The following is a 20,156-nucleotide window of genomic DNA, read 5'->3' as shown; positions in this document are numbered from 1 at the left end:
GTTGATTTTTGGCACGCTGTTGAGTTCTCAAGGAACGGACGCTTCCTTCGTACTCACCCTCTCGGGCTTTCCTCCGGGCTTCGTTCTGCTTTCCTACTGTTCTTGCGTTTCCGACTCTATCAGACTCTCTCGGGCCTGATCCCCGGTCAGCGGGGTTTGTCTTCCGGGCTGTTGGGCCCTTCCGACTCCCGAACTCTAGTGGATTTCCCCGGCGATTCATAATCGGCCTTCGGAAATGAATTCGGACATGCCGAATTCGTTCCCCGTGGGAAATCGTGCTGAGTTGGGTGCCGCGACGAGGCGGCGGGATGTGCTGTCGTCAGAACCTTCCGGCTCTGGGACAACTCGAAGAACCTTACGGATCGCCGGAGGTTGTGTCAACCCCGCCCGTCAGCTGGGTGACTGGAGGTCCTCCACCCGGTCCAGCAGCCGGGTGAGCATGTCGCCGAGGACTCCGCGCTCCGCGGTGGAGAGGTCCTGGAGGAGGTCCTCCTCGAAGACCGTGGCCGCGCGCATCGCGTCCAGCCACTTGCTGCGTCCCTCGTCGGTGAGTTCCACGATCACGCGGACCCGGTTCGTCTCGTCCCGTTCCCGCGTGACCAGCCCCTCCGCCGTCATGCGGTCGATCCGGTGGGTCATCGCCGCCGGTGTGAGGCCCAGCTGCTTGGCCAGCTCGCTCGGGCCCATCCGGTAGGGCGCGCCGGAGATGACGAGCGCCTTGAGGACCTCCCACTCCGCGTTGCTGATGCCGAGGGCCGCGGTCTGGCGCCCGTACGCGACGTTCATGCGGCGGTTCAGCCGGCTGAGCGCCGAGACCACCTTCTCGACCTGGGGGTCGAGGTCCTGGAACTCGCGCTGGTAGACGGCGATTTGCTCGTCGAGGCTCGGCTCGTGGACGGGCGCGGTGCCGTCGGGGGTGTCACCCATGTCCGAAGTATCGCATGAGCTCGTTGCCATCTAACTCCTTCGGTGTGTAGTGTTAAGCATCGAAGTTTAGGTATGAAGTCTTCAGTCTTCAGATTCAAGGCAGGTGAGAAGTGACCAGGGTGATGGGCGCCGCGATGCGGCGGATCCAGGCCGGGAACGCGCTGACCGCGTTCGGCATCGGCTTCACGGTTCCGTTCCTCTACATCTACGTGGCGCAGGTGCGAGGTCTGGGTTCCATGGCCGCCACGAGCGCGTTCGTGGCGTTCGCCCTGGGTGCTCTGGTCGCGCTGCCCGTCACCGGCCGGGTCATCGACCGGCGGGGTCCCGTACCGGTGGTGATCGGCGCTGCCGTCGCCGCCTCCGCGGGCGCGATCTCGCTGGGGCTCTCCACCGGTCTGGTGCCGATCCTGCTGTCGGCTCTGGCGCTCGGCGCCGGTCAGGCCGTGATGCAGCCGGCGCTGGCCACCATGATCGTCTGGTGCTCGACCCCCTCCACCCGGACCCGGGCCTTCGCCCTCCAGTTCTTCATGCAGAACCTCGGCCTGGGCATCGGCGGGCTCATCGGCGGCCAGATCGTCGACGAGAGCCGGCCCGGCAGCTTCACCCTGCTGTTCGGCATCGAGGCCGTGATGTTCCTGGTGCTGGCGGGCGTCATCGCCTCTGTGCGGATGCCGCAGGTCCAGGGGTTCAAGGACGCCATGCCGCAGGACGCGGCGCAGGCGGGCAGCGGCTGGAAGGGCCTGCTCCGGCACAAGGCCATGGTGCAGCTGTGCGTGCTGGGCTTCGTGCTCTTCTTCGCCTGCTACGGGCAGTTCGAGTCGGGTCTGGCGGCCTTCGGCACCGAGGCCGCCGGAATCTCCCCCTCCACCCTGGGCTTCGCGCTGGCCGCCAACACCGGTGCGATCGTCGTCGCGCAGTTCGTGGTGCTCCGGCTCGTCGAGAAGCGGCGCCGGTCGCGGGTGATCGCGCTGGTCGGGCTGATCTGGACCGTGGCGTGGGTCATCGCCGGGTTCTCGGGGCTGGGGCACGGCAGCGCCGTGATGGCCGCGGCCGCCTTCGTCACCACGTACGCGCTCTTCGGCATCGGCGAGGCCATGCTGTCCCCGACGCTGGCGCCGCTGGTGGCGGACCTGGCGCCCGAGGGGTGCGTCGGCCAGTACAACTCGGCCTTCGCGCTGGCCAAGCAGATGGCGCTGGCACTGGGGCCGCTGGGTGTGCCGCTGGGTGCGGGGATTCCGATGCTGTACATCGGGCTCTTCGTCGCGGTCTCGCTGGGGATCGCCTGGCTGGCGCTGCGGCTCGGCGGGCGGCTGACGCCGGTGCAGGACAACCCGTCGCTGTCCCGGGTCGTGGCGCAGGGCGGTCCGGCGGCCCCGGTCGGCCCGGCCGTCGTCGTCGGCGAGGCGGCGGAGTCCGTGCGCGCGTAGCCGCGGGCGGATGCGTACGGGAAGACGGTGTGAGGCCCCGGTCCGGTGGACCGGGGCCTCATGCGTCGTGGTCGCCCGCGGGCTACGTGGCCGGCAGGGCGAACTCGCACCAGACGGCCTTTCCGCCGCCCGGGGTGCGGCGGGTTCCCCAGGACGAGGCGATGGTGGCGACGATCGAGATGCCGCGGCCGGTCTCGTCGGCCGGTTCGGCGCGGCGGCGGCGCGGGAGGTGGTCGTCCCCGTCGGTGACCTCGATGATCAGGCGGCGGTCGGTGCGGCGCAGCCGCAGGCGCATGGGCGGGGTGCCGTGCTGGAGGGAGTTCGCGACGAGCTCGCTGGCGGCCAGGACCCCGAGGTCGCACAGCTCGACGGGGAAGCGCCAGGAGGTGAGCACCCCGTGGGCGAAGGCGCGGGCGCGCGGAGCGGCCTCGATGCCTCCGAGGAGTTCCAGGGCGGCGTTGTGGAAGAGCTCGGCGTCCGCGCCGGTGCGGGCGGGCTGCTGGAGGACCATCACGGCGACGTCGTCGTCGTGGTCGGCGTCGACCCCGAGGGCGCGCATGAGGCGGTCGCAGATGACGGCCGGGGTGCCCTGGGCGCCGGAGAGGGCGCGCTCCAGGGCGGCGACGCCCTCGTCGATGTCCTCTCCGCGCCGTTCGACCAGGCCGTCGGTGTAGAGGACGGCGGTGGAGCCGGGCCCCAGCGCGATGGTGCCCGAGGTGTGGAGCCAGCCTCCGGTGCCGAGCGGCGGGCCGGTGGGGTCGGCCGCGCGGCGCACGGTGCCGTTCTCGTCGCGGACCAGGATCGGCAGGTGGCCGGCGGAGGCGTAGGCGAGCAGGCCCTCGTTGGGGTCGTGGACGGCGTAGGCGCAGGTGGCGATCTGGCTGGCGTCGATTTCGGCGGCGAGACCGTCGAGGAGCTGGAGGACCTCGTGGGGCGGGAGGTCGAGGCGTGCGTAGGCGCGGACGGCGGTGCGCAGCTGGCCCATGACGGCGGCCGCGCGAACGCCGCGGCCCATGACGTCGCCGATGACCAGGGCCGTGCGGCCGGCGCCGAGGGTGATGACGTCGTACCAGTCGCCGCCGACGGCCGCTTCGGTGCCGCCGGGCTGGTAGGTGGCGGCGACGCGCAGGTCGTCGGGCTGTTCGAGCTCCTGGGGCAGGAGCGAGCGCTGGAGGGTGACGGCGGCCTCGCGCTGGCGGCGTTCGCTGGCGCGGAGTCGTTCGACGGCTTCGGCGTGGTCGGTGACGTCGGCGAGGTGGATCAGGATGCCGCTGTGCGGGGGGTCGGTGTCGCTCGCCGAGCCGGCTCGGGGGAACGCGAGCGGGGTGCAGGTGGCGGTGTACGAGTGGCTGCCGCCGGGGGTGGTGCGGTTCTTGGCGGTACGCGGCTTGCCGCTGCGCTGGACCTGGTCGAGGAGCGGGAGGAGTCCGAGCTCGCCGAGTTCGGGGAGGGCGGTGTGGGCGGGGTCGCCTGGGGTGCGGGTGCCGAAGCCTGCGATGTACGCGTCGTTGACGTAGGCGAGGCGGTGGTCCGGGCCGTGGACGAGCGCGACCAGGGCGGGGAGCCGGCCGAGGACTTCGCGTACGGAGAACTCGTCGAGGGTGGGCACCGCGGTGGGGACACCGGTCCGCCGGGTCGGGGCGATGGCGGGGGTGGTGCCTGAGCCGGAGCCGGTGCCGCAGGCCGTGGGGTCGGCGGGCGGGCCGCCGGCGGCGGGGACGGCCGGCGGGCTGTCGGCGGCGGGCGCGGACCGCCCGGTTCCGAGGACGGCGCGGCCGCCGCGGGCTGCCGGGACGGCGCCTTCACCCCGCTTGGCCTGGGCGGCGGCGTGTTCGGACCGGGCGGCGGCGCGGCGCTGCGTTCCGGGAAACCGGGCGCTCCAGCGCGTGAAGTTCACTGCGTTCAAGCCTCGTGGTGTCGCGAGTGGTCGCTGTGTCGCTCGTGGTGGGTCGCTGACTGGACGTTGTCACTCTGTGCAGGTGTGAGCGCACCTATGGTCACACGTCCAGTGTGGCCGACCGCACTGACAACGTCAGCCCTGGCTGTCCTGCGGGGGTTCGGGGGCGGGGTGGGACGGGGGGTGCTTGGGGCCGCCGCCTGCGGCGAGTTCGAATTCTGCCCTGGGGTGTTCGAGTGAGCCTAGGGAGACGATCTCCCGCTTGAAAAGACCTGAGAGGGTCCATTCCGCAAGGACCCGCATCTTGCGGTTGAAGGTGGGGACGCGGCTGAGGTGGTAGGCGCGGTGCATGAACCAGGCGGGGTAGCCCTTGAGCTTGCGTCCGTAGACGTGCGCGACGCCCTTGTGGAGGCCGAGGGAGGCGACGGAGCCGGCGTACTTGTGGGCGTACTCGGTCAGGACCTCGCCGCGCAGGGCGGCGACGAGGTTGTCGGCGAGGGCCTTGGCCTGGCGGACGGCGTGCTGGGCGTTGGGGGCGCACGCGCGACCGGGCTCGGGCGCGGTGATGTCGGGGACGGCCGCGGCGTCGCCGGCGGCCCAGGCGTGCTCCACGCCCTCCACGGTGAGGAAGGAGGTGCACAGGAGGCGGCCGTGTTCGTTCTTCGGCAGGTCGCAGGCCGCCAGGATCGGGTGCGGTTTGACGCCGGCGGTCCACACGACGGTGCGGGTGGGGAAGCGCGCGCCGTCGCTGAGGACGGCGACGCGGTTCTCGCAGGATTCGAGCCGGGTCTCGAGGCGGAGGTCGATGTTGCGGCGGCGCAGTTCACGGACCGTGTAGACACCCATGTCGGGGCCGACTTCGGGGAGGATCCGGTCACTGGCCTCGACCAGCACCCACTTCATGTCCTCGGGCTTGATGTTGTGGTAGTACCGGGCGGCGTAGCGGGCCATGTCCTCGAGTTCGCCCAGTGCTTCCACGCCCGCGTAGCCGCCGCCGACGAAGACGAAGGTGAGGGCGGCGTCGCGGATGGCGGGGTCGCGGGTGGAGGAGGCGATGTCCATCTGCTCGATGACGTGGTTGCGCAGGCCGATGGCCTCTTCGACGGTCTTGAAGCCGATGGCGTAGTCGGCGAGGCCGGGGATGGGCAGGGTGCGGGAGATGGAGCCGGGGGCGAGGACGAGTTCGTCGTACTCGATCTCGGTGGCGCCGGTGCCCTCCTCCTCGGTGGCGAGGGTGGTGATGGTGGCGGTGCGCTTGGAGTGGTCGATGCGCTGGGCCTCGCCGATGACGATGCGGCATCCGCCGAGGACGCGGCGGAGCGGGACCACGACGTGACGGGGTGAGATCGAGCCGGCGGCCGCTTCGGGAAGGAAGGGCTGGTAGGTCATGTAGGGCTCGGGGGTGACCACCGTGACCTCGGCTTCTTCGGATCTCAGCTTCCGCTGGAGCCGAAGGGCCGTGTACATGCCGACGTAACCGCCGCCGACGACCAGGATGCGGGTACGGGGCGGGGTACCGGGGGCCGTGCCCCGCGAGTTAGCAGCCTTCACCAGTCCATGACGCAACGTGGCCGGGAGTTTGTCCACAGGCCCGGCACATTGTGTGACCGGAAGGGGCCCCGGGGCGGGGTGCAAGCGGACCGCTGGCAGGGCCGGAGATCCGCAGGTCAAGGCATGCGGAATAAATGCTTCCGGGAGTACGGAACGGAAAAGTGGGGGTGAATGCTCCGATCGGGCGGTGCTCCGTCCGGGGCTGCCTCTTCTGAATTGACTCTGGCTCAACTATGTTCGTATCTCGTCGAGGAGTGAGACCGGGCCCATGACCGTGGCCCTCTCGGCGTGAAGCGGGGAGTGTCTCCGGGGGGAGACAGATGATTACCGGGGGAAACATATGAACATTTCCGATTTCCATGGCTCCGCGACCGCGACGGCTACCGCGCTCTCGGTGGAGGGCAACGGCCGCGGCATCGCGGGCGGCGGCACCGGGCACGGTGTCGGCCGGTCCACACCGCTGCGCGTTGATGCGCAGCGCAATCTGGAACACGTGCTGCGCGCGGCACGCGAGGTGTTCGGCGAGCTGGGCTACGGAGCTCCGATGGAGGACGTGGCGCGCCGGGCTCGGGTCGGTGTCGGCACGGTGTACCGGCGGTTCCCGAGCAAGGACGTGCTGGTCCGGCGGATAGCCGAGGAGGAGACCGCCCGGCTGACCGACCAGGCCAGGACGGCACTGGGCCAGGAGGAGGAGCCGTGGCAGGCGCTGTCGCGCTTCCTGCGCACCTCCGTGGCCTCGGGCGCGGGGCGGCTGCTGCCGCCGCAGGTGCTCCGGGTGGGCGCGGCGGGCGAGGACGACGCCGAGGAGGCCGCGGCCGCGCGGGTTCCGCAGCAGCGTCAGGCCGTCGCGGCGGGCGGTGCTCCCGAGCTGCGTGTGGTGGGTTCGCGGTCCGCGGGCGAGGAGGAGCCGTCGGAGGACGCGGGCGCGGGTGCGCTGCTCGAGGTCGTCGGCCGGCTGGTCGACCGCGCCCGGGAGGCCGGTGAGCTCCGGGGCGACGTCACGGTGGCCGATGTCCTGCTGGTGATAGCGACGGCGGCGCCCGCGCTGCCGGACCCGGCGCAGCAGGCGGCGGCTTCGACGCGGCTCCTCGACATCCTGCTCGAAGGGCTGCGGTCGCGCACGGCGTGACGGGGTGGCGGAGTGGCGGAGTGACGGAGTGAGCGTCGGCGCTGCGTGAGCGTCGTCGCTGCGTGGGGGTCGGTGACCGCGCGTCGGTACGGGGCTTCGGCGCATCCCGCTCGGACGGGTGGACCGCGTGCGAACGGCCTCGGCGCGTGGTCGCCGTGTGCCACGCTTGATCGGTGTACCGGTTGAGTGTGTCGTGCGGGGGCTTCCGCGATGGGCGTTGACGGGCGTGAGGAGTCACACGGGGACGTCGGCGGTGAGGTCCGGGCGGGCAGCCTGCCCGCCCGGCGGGTGCCCGCCCAGCAGGTACCCGCCCAGCGCGAGCCGGGTGGCCGGCACGCCGCTCCGGCGGGCCGGGCTGGTGAACTGCCGCCCTCCGACGGGGACTTGATCGCCCGCATGCGCGGTGGGGACGACAGTGCGTACGAGGAGCTCTTCCGCCGGCACGCCGATTCCGTCCGCCGCTACGCACGGTCCTGCTGCAGGGACGCGCACACCGCGGACGACCTGACCGCCGAGGTGTTCGCGCGCACCCTGCAGGCGGTACGGGGCGGGGCCGGGCCGGACCAGTCGGTGCGGGCCTACCTGCTCACCACCGTACGCAGGGTCGCCGCGGCCTGGGCGAAGACCGCCCGGCGGGAGCAGCTCGTCGAGGACTTCGCCGTCTTCGCGGAGCAGGCGGCCGCGGGGACGGAGGGCGGGGCCGGCCGGGCGGGTCTGGCCGACGACACCCTCGAACTGGGTGCGGACGTCCGGGCGATGCACGAGGCCGAGCAGTCGCTGGCGATGCAGGCGTTCCGGAGCCTGCCCGAGCGGTGGCAGGCCGTGCTGTGGCACACCACCGTCGAGGAGGCGTCCCCCAGCGCCGTCGCGCCGCTGTTCGGGCTCAGCCCCAACGCGACGGCGGTGCTGGCCAGTCGCGCCCGCGAGGGCCTCAAGCAGGCGTACCTGCAGGCGCACGTGAGCTCGGCGCTGAGCGCGGGCGGCGACTGCGCGCGGTATGCGGACCGGCTGGGCGCCTACGCGCGCGGCGGACTGCGGATGCGCGCGGAGCGGGGGCTGCGCGGGCACTTGGAGGAGTGCGCGAAGTGCCGGCTGGCCGCCGGGGAGCTCAGGGACGTCAACGCGGGCATTCCCGCGCTGCTTCCGGTCGCGGTCATCGGGTGGTTCGCCGCCGGGTACGCGGCCAAGGCGGCCGGCGTGATGACCGGTGGGGCCGTCGCCGCGGGCGGGGCCGGGGCCGCCGCGGCTGCCACCGGCGGGTCGACCGCGGGGGCGGGAGCTGCCGGAGCCGGGGCTGGGACCGCCGGAGCCGGGGCCGCCGGTGGGACTGCCGGGGCGGGTGCCGTGGGTGGAACCGCCGGGGCCAGTGCTGCCGGTGGGGCAGGCGGGGGGGCCGGGTCGGGAGCCGGGGTCGGAGGTGCCGTGGTGTCCGAGGGGCTCGGGATGCCGGCCAAGGCCGCCATCGCCGCCGGACTCGCGGTCGCGGCGGCCGCCGGCGTGGTGTTCGCGCTGGCCGGGGACGACGCCGAGCCGCAGGCCCGGGCGAAGCCCGCCCCCGGCCTGGCGGCGCCGGTGGTGCCGAGCGCCCCCGCCCCGCCCGCGCCGAGCCCGCCCGAGGAGGAGCCGCCGCCCGCGCGGAGCCCCGTACCGCCGCGGCCGCAGACCGGGCCGTCGCCGGCCTCCGCGGCCCCGCCCGCCGCCCTCGCCCCGCGCCCCTCGCCGTCCGCTTCGCCGGGCGGGCAGAAGCCGTCGCCCGACCCCGCGCCGAGCCGGACGTCCGCGAAGCCCACGCCGGCGCCCTCACCCGGGCCCGCCGAGGGCTTCCCGCTCTCCCGCCTGGGCCACTCGGCCTACGGGGACCACACCGGCCCGGAGATCCGGACCTGGCGCAGCAGCTGGGTGTGGCAGCGGTGGGGCCTGCGGGTGGGCGACCGGCGGTTCGAGCAGGGGATCACCGTGAACTCCCGCTCCTCCGTGGAGATCACCCTGAACCGGCCGTGCACGGCCTTCTCGGCGCGGGCCGGGGTGGACGGCCTGTCGGTGCCCACCCGGCAGTCCCCCTGGACACGGCCCGCGGCAGGCTCGGTGCGGTTCTCCGTCTACGCCGACGGGCAGCGGCTGTGGCAGTCCGGGGCACTCGGGTACGGGGATCCGGCGCAGACCGTGCGGGTCTCGCTGGCCGGGCGCGGGACCCTGCGCCTGGTGACGGAGCAGGTCGGCCCCGGCCGGCTGCCCGCGCTGGCGAGCTGGGCCGAGGCCGTGATCAGCTGCCGTTGACCCCGGCGTGCCGGGCCCGGCTCAGGACAGGGCCGGGCGGTGCACGGGGACGCCCTCGGGCACGGCCCGGCGGCGGGCCGCGGACGTGCCCGTCCAGCAGGTGCCGCGGCGGGCCAGCAGGCGGTGCAGCCACAGCTCCATGGACACGAGTTCCGCCAGGCCGTCGAGCGGGACCGGGCGGCCGTCGGCCGCGTCGAGCAGGGCCTGCTGGACGACCCGCGCGTCGATCAGCCCGGCGTCCGCGAGCAGGGGCGCGGTGAACAGGGAGAGCAGGTCGCGCAGGGCGGCGCGCAGCCCCAGCCGGATCGCCGTCTCGTTCGGGCTGTGGGTGGTCGCCCCCCAGCCGGGCGGCAGTTCGCGCACCCCGGCCGAGGACAGGACGGTGCGCAGGATCGCGGCGCGGGCCCCGGGCTGGACGCGGAGGGATTCGGGCAGGGCGCGGGCGGCGCGGACGACCTGGTTGTCCAGGAAGGGGGCGTGCAGGCGCTGGCTGCGGACCTCCACGGCCTGTTCGAAGACCCGGTGGTCGGCGGCGTGCCGGGCGAGGGCGGCGCGGGCCCTGGCTTCGCCCGGCCGCAGGGACAGCGGGGGACGGCCGGCCGCGGCGGTGAGGCGGATCGATACTTCCGCCAGGGCCTCCCCCGTCAGCCAGCCCGCCGCCGGGCCGGGCCGCGACCAGGTCAGGGCGGCGAGGGAGGCGTCCACCGGACCGGAGGCGCGCTCGGTGACCCCGCCCTCGCGGAGCCTGGCCGCGGCGGCTTCCATGCCCGCGCGGTACGTCGTACGGGCGAGTCTTCGGGCTGCGGAGTACACGGTCAGCGGTACCAGCAGGGATTCGCCGGAGGCTCCGGAAGCCGAGGCCGAGCGGGCCAGTGCCGCCACCGGGCGCAGCAGGTGGCGGCGGCGGCGGTCCATCAGGAGGTCGGCGAGGCGGGCGGGGTGCGCGTCGAGGACCTGGCGGGCGCCGTGGCCCGTGAAGTGGTCGGCCGAGCCGGCGGCCAGCCGGCGCCGCTCGCGGGCGGCGAAGACCAGCGAGGGGCCGGGTTCGTCGGTGAGCGGGCCGTCGAGTTCGGCGTACGGGAGGGCCTCCGCGGCGGCGGCCACCACGACGTGGTGCAGGCGCGGGTCGGCGGCGATGGCGCGGGCCCGCTCCAGTTCGTCCTCGCGGCCCTGCGGGGTGGCCAGGTCGTTGAAGGTGACCGCCAGCAGCCGGGCTCCGGCGGGGCTGGCGAGGCTGCCGGGCGCGCCGGGCAGGCCGGCCGCCAGCAGGGCCAGGGTCGCCGAGGCGCTGCCGCCGGACAGGTCGGCGCCGACGCCGGGCGCCGGGCCGCCACGGGCGGCACGCCGGTCGGCGGGGCCCATGCCGGGTACGGGGCCGGGATCGTACGGCGCCACCGCCTCGGGGGCATGGCGGGGCGCCGTGAGCCGGGCGCGCACCGCATCCACCAGAGCTTCCCGTACGCCCTCCACGGTGCGGTCCGGATCGGCCTGGGGGCCGGCCACGGCGAGCGAGGCGACGGGTTCGTAGCCGGTGATCTCGCGGGAGCCCTCGCGCAGGATGAGTGCGTGCCCGGGCGGGATGCGGCGGACCCCGGCGTACGGTGTGCCGTCGCCCAGTGCCTCCGGGCTGTCGGGGCACGCCAGCAGAGCGGCGAGGTGGCCGATGTCGAGCTGCGCCTCGATGAGGTCGGCGAGCGGGAGGGCGGCCGTGGCGTAGGCGGTGCCGCTGGCCCAGGGGGTGTAGAAGACGGGTCGTGCGCCCGCGAGGTCGCCGACGACGGTGATCCGGCGGCCTGCCTGGACCACGGCGGTGTAGCTGCCGGACCACTGGGTGAGGTGGCGCAGGGCGCCGCCGCGGGCCGCGTACAGGGCCCGTCGCAGTTCGGCGTCGGTGGCGCCGCAGCAGCCGAGGACGGCGAGCCGGGTGAAGGGGTCGGCCGGGTCGGCGGTGAGGGTGCGGATCTCGTCGGGGCGCCAGTCGCCGACGGCCCAGAGCGGGTCCGGGTCGCCCCAGAGCAGCTGGGCGCCGACGGGGTGGACGGTGCGCTCGGCGTCCGCGCCGGGGTCGCCGGCGTGGGCCGCGTCCGCGATGCCGCCGTGCGGCGGGGCGCCTGCGCCGTATCCGGCGTCCGGGTACCCGCGCGTGCCCGAGCTGCCGTGGCCGGCGCCCTGACCTGCGACGCGGCCGGCCGTGCCGAAGCTCGCGGCGATACTGCTCCAACCCACCAACCAGCGCACCGCCGCCTCCCCAGCCTGTGGGCACATGACCGGGGCACGGGCAGCACGGTCGGCGCTGAGGGCGCGGCCGGCGGGACCCCGGGTGGCTCGGGTCCATGCTGCCACGGGACAGGCGTGCGAGAGGGGTTAAAGGGGGCGCACATGCAGACGAACACGCCTCCGCCATGCGGTTTTCGGTGTTCCGTGCCACCTGCGCCACAGGTGTCTTTCAGCCATTCTCCGGCTGTCCTGAGTGCTGTCGGGGGCGGCGGGCCCCCGGTGCGCGGGCGCGGTCCGGGAGGCGGAACCGCCCCCCGGACCGTTCCGCCACCCGCGGGGATTGAGGCAGCGGCATCCCCCGGCCCGCTCGATCCGCGCAGCGGGCCGACCCACGCACCGCACATCGAATCGCCGGGTCCGCGGACCGGCCAGAGCGCACGGGCGGGCGCACGGCCACACGGCCGGAGCACGCGGGGGGACGTGCGCCCCGGGCACCGGGTCGGGGCGGACTGTGCAAACGGACAACAATCCCGCCATACGGAAGTAAGGGCCTTAACGCTTGGGAGGCGGGGAACTACGCTGGGTTTACGAAATGCCGGGCGCCTATGCCCCGGCGGCGTCTGCGTTCCGCGTGTGACGAGGGGTGGCGCATGTCCAGGGAGCTCCGCGAGCCCAATGAGAAGCTCGGCGCCGTCCTCGCCCTCGCGGGCATCAGCAACGCGGGGCTGGCCCGGCGGGTCAACGACCTCGGCGCGCAGCGCGGTCTGACGCTTCGGTACGACAAGACGTCGGTGGCCCGGTGGGTGTCGAAGGGGATGGTGCCGCAGGGCGCCGCGCCGCACCTCATCGCGGCCGCCATCGGCGCGAAGCTGGGGCGGCCGGTGCCGCTGCACGAGATCGGGCTGGCGGACGCGGACCCGGCGCCCGAGGTGGGGTTAGCGTTCCCGCGCGACGTCCGGGCGGCGGTGCGGTCGGCCACCGACCTCTACCGACTGGACCTGGCGGGGCGGCGCGGCGGTGGCGGGATCTGGCAGTCGCTCGCCGGTTCGTTCTCGGTGGCGGCGTACGCGACGCCGGCCTCGCGCTGGCTGATATCCCCCGCCGACGGTTCGGTGGCGCGCGAGCCCGCGGGGGCGGGCGGTCCGGGGTCCGTGGCCGCGGTCTCCTCCGGTCCCGCGGGCGCAATCCCGCCGGCCCGGGACGTGCCGGTGCCCGACCCGCCGCCGGCCGCCGGTCCGTCCACCACCGCCTCAGGCCCGACCACGACCGGCGCCGGCCCGACCACGCCGACCGCCGCCGGCCCGACGACCGGGCCCGTGACGGGGGCTGCGGGGAGCCTGCCGGCTCCGCCGTCCACCGGCGGGCCCGCCCAGCCCGGCGCCGAGCCGGCCCGCGACCACGGCCAGCGCGTGGGCCACAGCGACGTGGCCAAGCTGCGCGAGGCCGCCGAGGACGCCCGCCGGTGGGACTCGAAGTACGGCGGCGGCGACTGGCGTTCGTCGATGGTGCCCGAGTGCCTGCGGGTGGACGCGGCGCCCCTGCTGCTCGGCTCGTACACCGACGAGGTGGGCCGCGCCCTGTTCGGCGCGACCGCCGAGCTGACCCGGCTCGCCGGCTGGATGGCCTTCGACACCGGCCAGCAGGAGGCGGCCCAGCGCTACTACATCCAGGCACTGCGCCTGGCCCGGGCGGCCGCGGACGTACCGCTCGGCGGCTACGTCCTGGCCTCGATGTCCCTGCAGGCGACCTACCGGGACTTCCCCGACGAGGGCGTGGACCTCGCGCAGGCGGCCGTCGAGCGCAACCGCGGCCTGGCCACCGCCCGCACCATGAGCTTCTTCCGGCTGGTCGAGGCCCGGGCCCACGCCAAGGCGGGCGACTCCGCGGCCGCGGGGGCCGCGCTGCGGGCGGCCGAGGGCTGGCTCGAACGCGCCCGCGCCGGCGATCCCGACCCGACCTGGCTGGGCTTCTACTCCTACGACCGCTTCGCGGCGGACGCGGCCGAGTGCTACCGCGACCTCAAACTGCCGCGGCAGGTGCGCCGTTTCACCGAACAGGCCCTCTCCCGGCCCACGGAGGAGTATGTACGGTCACACGGGCTGCGCCTGGTGGTGAGCGCGGTCGCCGAGCTGGAGTCGGGCAACCTCGACGCGGCCTGCGCGGCGGGCACCCGGGCGGTGGAGGTCGCGGGCCGGATCTCCTCGGCGCGGACGACCGAGTACGTGCGGGACCTGCTGCACCGCCTGGAGCCGTACGGGGACGAGCCGCGCGTGGCCGAGCTGCGCGAGCGGGCACGGCCGCTGCTGGTGGCGCAGGCGTAGGCAGGAGGGCCCCGGGGCAGGGGTAGGACCCGGGGCAGGGGCAGCCACAGGGGCAGGGGCCGCGTGGCCGCGTTGTCGGTGGCGGGGTGCAGTATGCAGGGGTGGGAGGTATCGGCGTGGGCGGCGGCGTGGACTGCGATGTGCTGGTGATCGGTGGCGGGATCGTCGGCCTGTCGACGGCCCATGCCCTGTCACGCCTGGCTCCGGGGACGAAAGTGGTCGTCCTGGAGAAGGAGACCGGCCCGGCCCGGCACCAGACGGGCCGCAACAGCGGAGTGATCCACAGCGGGATCTACTACCGTCCCGGGTCCCTCAAGGCGCGCTTCGCGGTGCGCGGCGCCGCCGAGATGGTCAAGTTCTGCGCGGAGCACGACATTCCGCACGAGGTGACCGGCAAGCTCATCGTCGCCACCGGGCGCGAGGAGCTGCCGCGGCTGCACGCGCTGGTCCAGCGCGGCCGGGAGAACGGCATTCCGGTGCGCGAGCTCGGCCCGGCGCAGATCTCGGAGTTCGAGCCGGAGGTGCGGGGCCTGGCCGCGATCCACGTCGGCAGCACCGGCATCGTGGACTACGGCCGGGTGAGCGCCCAGTTGGCCGAGTCCTCGGGCGCGGAGATCGTCTACGGCGGCGCGGTGGACCTGATCTCCCGCCGCCCGTCCGCGGTGGCGGTCCGCACCACGGCCGGGCTGGTGGTCCGGGCGCGGGTCCTGGTGAACTGCGCGGGGCTGCAGTGCGACCGGATCGCCCGGCTGGCCGGAGACGACCCGGGCATGCGGATCATCCCGTTCCGCGGTGAGTACTACGACCTGGCCCGCCCCGAGCTGGTCCGCGGGCTGGTCTACCCGGTACCCGACCCCGCCTTCCCCTTCCTGGGCGTCCACCTGACCCGGGGCATCGGCGGCGGGGTCCACGTCGGCCCGAACGCCGTGCCCGCGCTGGCCCGCGAGGGATACGACTGGACCACCGTCCGGCCGCGCGACATCGGCTCCGAGTTGGCCTGGCCGGGATCCTGGCGGATGGCGGCGCGGCACTGGCGGTACGGGACGGGCGAGATCCGCCGCTCGCTGTCCAAGCGGGCCTTCACCCAGGCGGTACGGCGGCTCCTGCCGGCCGTGACCGAGGCGGACCTCCACCCCGCCCCGGCCGGGGTGCGCGCCCAGGCCGTCCTGCGGGACGGCACGCTGGTGGACGACTTCCTGATCCAGGACGCGCCGCGCACCGTGCACGTACTGAACGCCCCGTCGCCGGCGGCCACCGCTTCCCTGCCGATCGGCCGCGAGATCGCCACCCGCGCCCTGCGGACCCTCGGCTCGGCCTGAGCGGGCCGGGGACCGACCGAGCACGGACGCCTGGCGGGGGCCGGGGGCGACCGAACCCGCACGCCGATGCGGGCCGGGGACCGACGGGCGCGGGCGCCGTACCGGCGGGACCTGCCCCGCCCGGCCCCCCGACGTAGAATCCCGGCATTGTGTCTGAGTCCCTGAACCCCCAGCCGCCCGGCCTCCCGGAGGCCGCTCCCGCACCCGCGCCGGAGGCGAGCTCGTACGTGCCGCCCAAGTGGCGGACCGAGCCCCGCTTCCCCGACGGGCCCTCGCCGGACCCGGCCGGCTCGCACCACGAGCGGCGCATCCGCAGCTTCCAGCCCCGCCGCAGCCGGGTCACCACCGGACAGGGCGAGGCCCTGAAGCGCCTGTGGGGAACCTGGGGCCTGGACATCGACGGCCATGAGGTCATCGACCTGAAGGCCCTCTTCGACGGCCTGCCCGTCGTGCTGGAGATCGGCTTCGGCATGGGCGAGGCCACCGCGCAGATGGCCGCCGCCGACCCCGGCACCGGCATCCTCGCCGCCGACGTCCACACCCCGGGGCAGGGCAACCTCCTCGCCCTCGCGGAACGCGGCGGCATGACCAACGTCCGCGTGGCCAACGGCGACGCCATCATCCTGCTCCGCGAGATGCTGCCGCCGGACTCCCTCACCGGGATCCGCGTGTACTTCCCCGACCCGTGGCCCAAGGCCCGCCACCACAAGCGCCGGCTGATCCAGCCCGAGTTCCTCACGCTGGCCGCCTCCCGCATGGCGCCCGGGGCCGTGCTGCACTGCGCGACCGACTGGGAGCCGTACGCCGAGCAGATGCTCGAGGTGCTCACCGCCCACCCGGACTTCGAGAACACCCAGGCGGACGGCGGCTATGCGCCCCGACCCGCGTTCCGGCCGCTCACCCGCTTCGAGGGCCAGGGCCTCGACAAGGGCCACGTCGTACACGACTTGCTGTTCCGTCGCAGGGAGAAGTGACAAGGTCACTGCTTGTGTCGGACCCGCTCTGTAGGGTCATGGTGTGTTCCGAGCGCTTCCCGCTGTGCTCGCACGCCCGTCGGGCCGGGTCCGCACGGGCGTGCTCTGCGTCCTGCTCGCCGCCACCGGGACCGCGATCCTCGAACTCGTACGGGAGCAGACCGGCACGCACGGCTTCTTCGTCGGTCTGGGTCTGGCCCTGCTGCCGGTGCCCTTCCTCATGTCGGCCTTCCGGTGGCTCGGCCGGGCGGCGCCCGCGCCCTGGCCGCAGCTGCTGTTCTGCTTCGGCTGGGGTGCCTGCACCGCGGCGCTGATCGCGATACTGGCCAACAGCTTCGCGACGGAGTGGATAGCCGCGGCCACCGCGGACCCCTCCGATGCCGACCAGCTCGGCTCGGTGGCGATCGCGCCGGTGGTGGAGGAGAGCGCCAAAGCCGCGGCGCTGCTCCTGGTCTTCGTCTTCAGGAGACGCCATCTCACCGGCCCCGCGGACGGCTTCGTGGTGGCCGGCTTCACCGCCACCGGCTTCGCCTTCACCGAGAACATCCTCTACCTCGGCAACGCCTTCGACGAGGACCTCGCCCACGGCACCGGCATGCTCAACTCGGTCACGGCCGCGACCTTCTTCGTCCGCATAGTGGTCTCCCCGTTCGCGCACCCGCTGTTCACGGTGTTCACCGGGCTCGGTTTCGGCGCGGCGGCGCTCAGCCCCGGCCGCGGGCGCAGGACCGGCCTGCCGCTGCTCGGCCTGGCGTTCGCGATGGGCCTGCACGCGCTGTGGAACGGCTCCTCAAGGCTGGGGGAGTACGGGTTCTACGTGGTCTACGGCTGTGTGATGGTCCCGGTGTTCGGGCTGCTGCTGTGGCTGGCGGTGCGGATAAGGCGTCGCAGCCTGCGGGCCGTCGCCGGGGAGCTCGCGGTGTACGCGGCCGCGGGCTGGCTCGGACCGGCCGAGGTCCCCGCGCTGGCTTCGATGCCCGCCCGCTCGCTGGCCCGCTCCCTGGCCCGGCGCAGCGGGGGCCGGGCGGCGGGACGGGCGGTCGCCCTGTACGAGGCGGACGCGGCGGCCCTGGCGCTGCTGCGGAGCCGGGCACGCCGCGGCGGTCCGGTGCGCGAGCCGGATTTCGCCGGGCGGGAGCGGGAGTTGCTGGACCGGCTCTGGCTGCGCCGGGCGACGGCGGGTCCGGCCCTGGCCCGGGCGGCGGTCATGGAGGAGCTGCTCCCGCCGTGGTTCGACCCGCTGCCGCGGCCCGCTGCCACACCCGGGGCGGTGCTGACCGGCATGCCGGCGCCGCGCCGGGCGGGTGATGCCGGAAGGAGCCGCTCCGGGCAGGGCCGCCACGGGAAGGGCGGGAGCCGCGAGGGCGGCAGCCGGGAGGACGGAGTCGGCGGCGGCCCGGGCGTCAGACGTTCAGGCCCTTGGAGGTCAGCCACGCCAGCGGGTCCACGGTAGAACCGCCCTTGCGCACTTCCAGGTGCAGATGGGGCCCGGTGACGTTGCCGGTGGCGCCGACGCGGCCGATGGTCTCGCCCGGGGCGACCGTGCCGGAGGTCACCGACATGGAGGAGAGGTGGCAGTACCAGACCTCCGTTCCGTCCTCGAGTTGCAGCACGATCCGGTAGCCGTAGGCCCCGGACCAGCCCGCGGAGGTGATCTTCCCGGCGGCCACGGCCTTGGCCGGGGTGCCGGTGGGGGCGGCGAAGTCGAGGCCGGTGTGGCGACCGGAGGACCACATGGAGCCGGCGACCCCGTAGTGCGAGGTGAGGGTGTAGGCGGAGGTGGGCAGGGAGTAGCTGCCGGCCAGTTGGGTGGCGCGCGCCTGCCGGGCCTTCTCCGCGGTGGCCTCCGCGGCGGCCTCGGCCTCCTGCGCGGCCTTCGCCTCGGCGGCCGCCTTGGCTTCCTCGGCCGCCTGCCGTGCGGCTTCCAGCTTGTCCTTGGCCTCCTGCGCGGCGCCCTCCCGTGCGGCCCGCTCGGCGTCGGCCCGCGCCTGGTCGGCCGCGGCGGTCTGCTGCGCATCGGCCTGCTGGAGGATGCGGTTGCGCAGCACCTCGCCCGGGTCGGCGCGGCGGTCGGCCTGCTGCGGGATGATCCCGGTCCGCGCGGCCGCCGCGGCCGCCTCACCGTGACCGGCCTCCGCCTGCCGGACGGTGTCGCCGGTGATTCCCGCGCCCGCGCCGCCGGGCGCCATGTCGGGCAGCGACGGCAGGGATATCGCGACCTGGGGCCGGTCCTGGGCGGTGGCGATGCCGCTCGCACCGACCGCCGCGATCACGCCGACGCCGAGCACGGTGGAGCTGCGGGCGAGTCCGCCGCGCTGCTTGGCCACGCGGTGCTTGCCGCGGACCGAACGCACCGAATCCTCGGTGGGGTTCCACTCGCCCCAGGCTCCGGCCGTCGGGGGCTCCTGGTTCTCGACGCCTTCGTGGGCAGGCAAGTTGGAGGCCACCAGGGCACACTCCTCATTGACGCGACCGCGCACGGCGCCGTCTCTTGCGACGGCTGGGAAGACCGCACTGCGTTATCGAAAGGTAATAGACAGAGGGGAGTGATTCCAAGCTGTTGCGCTGGATCGTTCCGGCCCAACGGCCACTGCCTGGCGCGCTTTGGCCCGTCCTTTTCACTCGATAACCGGACCAACTCGGGCGAGTTCCAGGTATGTTCGTCACCACTTCAGCCACAGCAGGATCATGACGACCCGTCACCTTCCTTGCGGAGAGCACCTTTCCGCTCACCCTCGGTCACTGCGGTCGTCGCGCGGCACCACCGGCCCGCCCGCCGGGAAGCCCCACTCCTCGGCCCGGTCCGGCCGGCCGGCTCGCCCAGGCCAAGCGGTGCGGCCGGTTCCCGCAGGTCGAGTGCGACCAACCGCCCGTCGGCATGCAGCAGCAGCGGGCCGGGATGTCCCCGGTTCAGCAGCCGCAGCACACGCGCCCCCGGCGGGACCTCCCGGAGCACGCAGGTCGTGAACCCCTCCACCGCGTCCAGGCCGTCGCGCCGGGTGCCCTCCCCGGCCAGGGCCCGCTCCAGCCGCCGCGCCAGGCCCTCGAGCGCCGGCTCGGTCTGCCGCAGCCTCCCGGAAGGCCCCGAGCACCACCGCGACGGCTTCCACCGCGCCGATCCCCTTGCCCCGTACGTCTCCCACCGCCAACCGCACTCTTACGGGGTCTCCTGGACGGCGTACAGGTCCCCGCCGATGAAGGCGTCCGCATGTGCCGCCTCGTACCGGACGGAGACGTGCAGGCCGCCGATCCGCTCCGCGGGCGTGGGCACACCGCGCGCAGCACCGCCTCGGCAATGCCGCGCGCGGAGGTGAGCCGCTTCCCGCTGCGCTGCACCACCCGGTTGCTGAGCAGTGCCAGCCCGGACACAGTCAGGACGTGACCAGCTCGGTCAGCGCCTCCACCCGCCCGTTCGTGCCGTGGTAGACGGGCAGCAGCAGCACGCTGATCTCCCGCCGCCCGGTCGCTCGCACGGGTGCGGCCCGGCCACCGCCTCGCCCCCCCGAAGATCGCGGTCCGGGGGCCCGTACGGCGACCCGGCGTCCGCCGTCCGGGTGACGGCGCGTGAGATGGCGGACTTGAACACGACGAAGGCCCGGCTCCCCAAGGGGAACCGGGCCTTCGTACTGAGTAGCGGGGACAGGATTTGAACCTGCGACCTCTGGGTTATGAGCCCAGCGAGCTACCGAGCTGCTCCACCCCGCGTCGGTAAACACAACTCTACGCCATCTGCGGGGACACGTGCGCCAATTAACCGCCCGCCCACCCCCGCAGCCTCTATAACCGCAGGTCAGCACGGTGTATCGCCTGAAAGCCGGGCGCCGGACCGCACCACCTGACCGGTCCTCACCCCGCACGCAGAGGCGCCCCACCCGAGGTGCTCGGGTGGGGCGCTTCTCCAACGGGCCGACGGAGTCGCCCCCGCGGCCGTGAGCAGTAGGCCATGTCGGACTCGAACCGACAACCAACGGATTAAAAGTCCGCTGCTCTGCCAATTGAGCTAATGGCCCTCGGCGTGCTCACCCCAGAGCATAGCCGGACAGCGCCGGTCAGCCGATCGGGTATCGGGCGCCCGGCCTGTCGGCGGGGCGTCGGGGAAACTTGAAACGCGCGACAG

At 74.2% G+C, this 20,156-nt stretch carries 12 protein-coding genes, 2 tRNA genes and 1 pseudogene; 7 read left to right on the top strand and 8 right to left on the bottom strand.

What is annotated here, in order from left to right; translation table 11 throughout:
• Nucleotides 1–390: 390 nt before the first annotated feature.
• On the bottom strand, nucleotides 391–927 hold the full coding sequence (locus tag AC07FY_RS12740) for a MarR family winged helix-turn-helix transcriptional regulator (protein WP_479004502.1): 537 nt from the start codon (nucleotides 925–927) through the stop codon (nucleotides 391–393).
• A 122-nt stretch (nucleotides 928–1,049) separates the two neighbouring features.
• Between AC07FY_RS12740 and AC07FY_RS12735 the strand changes: the two genes are divergently transcribed.
• Nucleotides 1,050–2,354, top strand: a complete 1,305-nt coding sequence (locus tag AC07FY_RS12735; protein WP_479004579.1) for an MFS transporter — start codon at nucleotides 1,050–1,052, stop codon at nucleotides 2,352–2,354.
• An 82-nt stretch (nucleotides 2,355–2,436) separates the two neighbouring features.
• Here AC07FY_RS12735 and AC07FY_RS12730 read toward each other — a convergent pair whose 3' ends face one another.
• Nucleotides 2,437–4,251 carry an ATP-binding SpoIIE family protein phosphatase gene (locus AC07FY_RS12730; protein WP_479004577.1) on the bottom strand — a complete coding sequence of 605 codons (1,815 nt, stop codon included), beginning with the start codon at nucleotides 4,249–4,251 and terminating at the stop codon, nucleotides 2,437–2,439.
• Between the two features lie 135 nt (nucleotides 4,252–4,386).
• Nucleotides 4,387–5,805 carry an NAD(P)/FAD-dependent oxidoreductase gene (locus AC07FY_RS12725; RefSeq protein ID WP_479004574.1) on the bottom strand — a complete coding sequence of 473 codons (1,419 nt, stop codon included), beginning with the start codon at nucleotides 5,803–5,805 and terminating at the stop codon, nucleotides 4,387–4,389.
• Nucleotides 5,806–6,142: 337 nt separating this feature from the next.
• On the opposite strand from AC07FY_RS12725, the gene AC07FY_RS12720 reads away from it, so the two are divergent.
• The gene (locus tag AC07FY_RS12720) at nucleotides 6,143–6,931 is read left to right on the top strand and encodes a TetR/AcrR family transcriptional regulator (RefSeq protein WP_479004500.1); all 789 of its coding nucleotides are present in this window, start codon (nucleotides 6,143–6,145) and stop codon (nucleotides 6,929–6,931) included.
• 210 nt (nucleotides 6,932–7,141) lie between these two features.
• Complete coding sequence (locus tag AC07FY_RS12715; protein WP_479004498.1) at nucleotides 7,142–9,208, top strand: sigma-70 family RNA polymerase sigma factor; 2,067 nt, start codon at nucleotides 7,142–7,144, stop codon at nucleotides 9,206–9,208.
• Nucleotides 9,209–9,229: 21 nt separating this feature from the next.
• On the opposite strand, the gene AC07FY_RS12710 is transcribed toward AC07FY_RS12715, so the two are convergent.
• Nucleotides 9,230–11,446 carry an asparagine synthase-related protein gene (locus AC07FY_RS12710; RefSeq protein WP_479004496.1) on the bottom strand — a complete coding sequence of 739 codons (2,217 nt, stop codon included), beginning with the start codon at nucleotides 11,444–11,446 and terminating at the stop codon, nucleotides 9,230–9,232.
• Nucleotides 11,447–12,075: 629 nt separating this feature from the next.
• On the opposite strand from AC07FY_RS12710, the gene AC07FY_RS12705 reads away from it, so the two are divergent.
• The 4 genes from AC07FY_RS12705 (at nucleotide 12,076) to AC07FY_RS12690 (ending at nucleotide 17,492) form a co-directional block, all read left to right on the top strand.
• Complete coding sequence (locus AC07FY_RS12705) at nucleotides 12,076–13,746, top strand: sporulation protein (protein ID WP_479004495.1); 1,671 nt, start codon at nucleotides 12,076–12,078, stop codon at nucleotides 13,744–13,746.
• Nucleotides 13,747–13,832: 86 nt separating this feature from the next.
• Nucleotides 13,833–15,065: an L-2-hydroxyglutarate oxidase gene (lhgO, locus tag AC07FY_RS12700; protein WP_479004492.1), complete on the top strand. Its 1,233-nt coding sequence runs from the start codon at nucleotides 13,833–13,835 to the stop codon at nucleotides 15,063–15,065.
• Nucleotides 15,066–15,214: 149 nt separating this feature from the next.
• Nucleotides 15,215–16,039, top strand: a complete 825-nt coding sequence (gene trmB, locus AC07FY_RS12695) for a tRNA (guanosine(46)-N7)-methyltransferase TrmB (protein ID WP_479004490.1) — start codon at nucleotides 15,215–15,217, stop codon at nucleotides 16,037–16,039.
• Nucleotides 16,040–16,082: 43 nt separating this feature from the next.
• Entirely contained in the window at nucleotides 16,083–17,492 is a 1,410-nt protein-coding gene (locus AC07FY_RS12690) for a PrsW family intramembrane metalloprotease (RefSeq protein WP_479004487.1), read from the top strand.
• Here AC07FY_RS12690 and AC07FY_RS12685 read toward each other — a convergent pair.
• The 4 genes and pseudogenes from AC07FY_RS12685 to AC07FY_RS12670 all read right to left on the bottom strand — a co-directional run bounded on the left by AC07FY_RS12685 (nucleotide 17,443) and on the right by AC07FY_RS12670 (nucleotide 20,049).
• Nucleotides 17,443–18,486 (bottom strand): M23 family metallopeptidase, encoded by a 1,044-nt coding sequence (locus AC07FY_RS12685; protein WP_479004484.1) that lies wholly within the window; start codon nucleotides 18,484–18,486, stop codon nucleotides 17,443–17,445. The genes AC07FY_RS12690 and AC07FY_RS12685 overlap by 50 nt on opposite strands.
• A gap of 312 nt (nucleotides 18,487–18,798) precedes the next feature.
• Nucleotides 18,799–19,482, bottom strand: a pseudogene (locus tag AC07FY_RS12680) (PP2C family protein-serine/threonine phosphatase); the annotation flags it as partial.
• 188 nt (nucleotides 19,483–19,670) lie between these two features.
• Nucleotides 19,671–19,744: transfer RNA gene (locus AC07FY_RS12675), tRNA-Met, on the bottom strand.
• A 232-nt stretch (nucleotides 19,745–19,976) separates the two neighbouring features.
• Nucleotides 19,977–20,049 (bottom strand) — tRNA-Lys (locus AC07FY_RS12670).
• Nucleotides 20,050–20,156: the final 107 nt, after the last annotated feature.

Source organism: Streptomyces sp. NPDC045967, from assembly GCF_056430495.1.
Note: the sequence above shows the minus strand (reverse complement) of the source record. Positions and strands in the feature narration are given on the sequence as shown.

Bases quoted from the DNA above. Each gene is read 5' to 3' on its own strand.
- AC07FY_RS12740 (WP_479004502.1), bottom strand. From the start codon at position 927: ATGGGTGACACCCCCGACGGCACCGCGCCCGTCCACGAGCCGAGCCTC.
- AC07FY_RS12735 (WP_479004579.1), top strand. From the start codon at position 1,050: ATGGGCGCCGCGATGCGGCGGATCCAGGCCGGGAACGCGCTGACCGCG.
- AC07FY_RS12705 (WP_479004495.1), top strand. From the start codon at position 12,076: ATGTCCAGGGAGCTCCGCGAGCCCAATGAGAAGCTCGGCGCCGTCCTC.
- AC07FY_RS12720 (WP_479004500.1), top strand. From the start codon at position 6,143: ATGAACATTTCCGATTTCCATGGCTCCGCGACCGCGACGGCTACCGCG.
- AC07FY_RS12715 (WP_479004498.1), top strand. From the start codon at position 7,142: ATGGGCGTTGACGGGCGTGAGGAGTCACACGGGGACGTCGGCGGTGAG.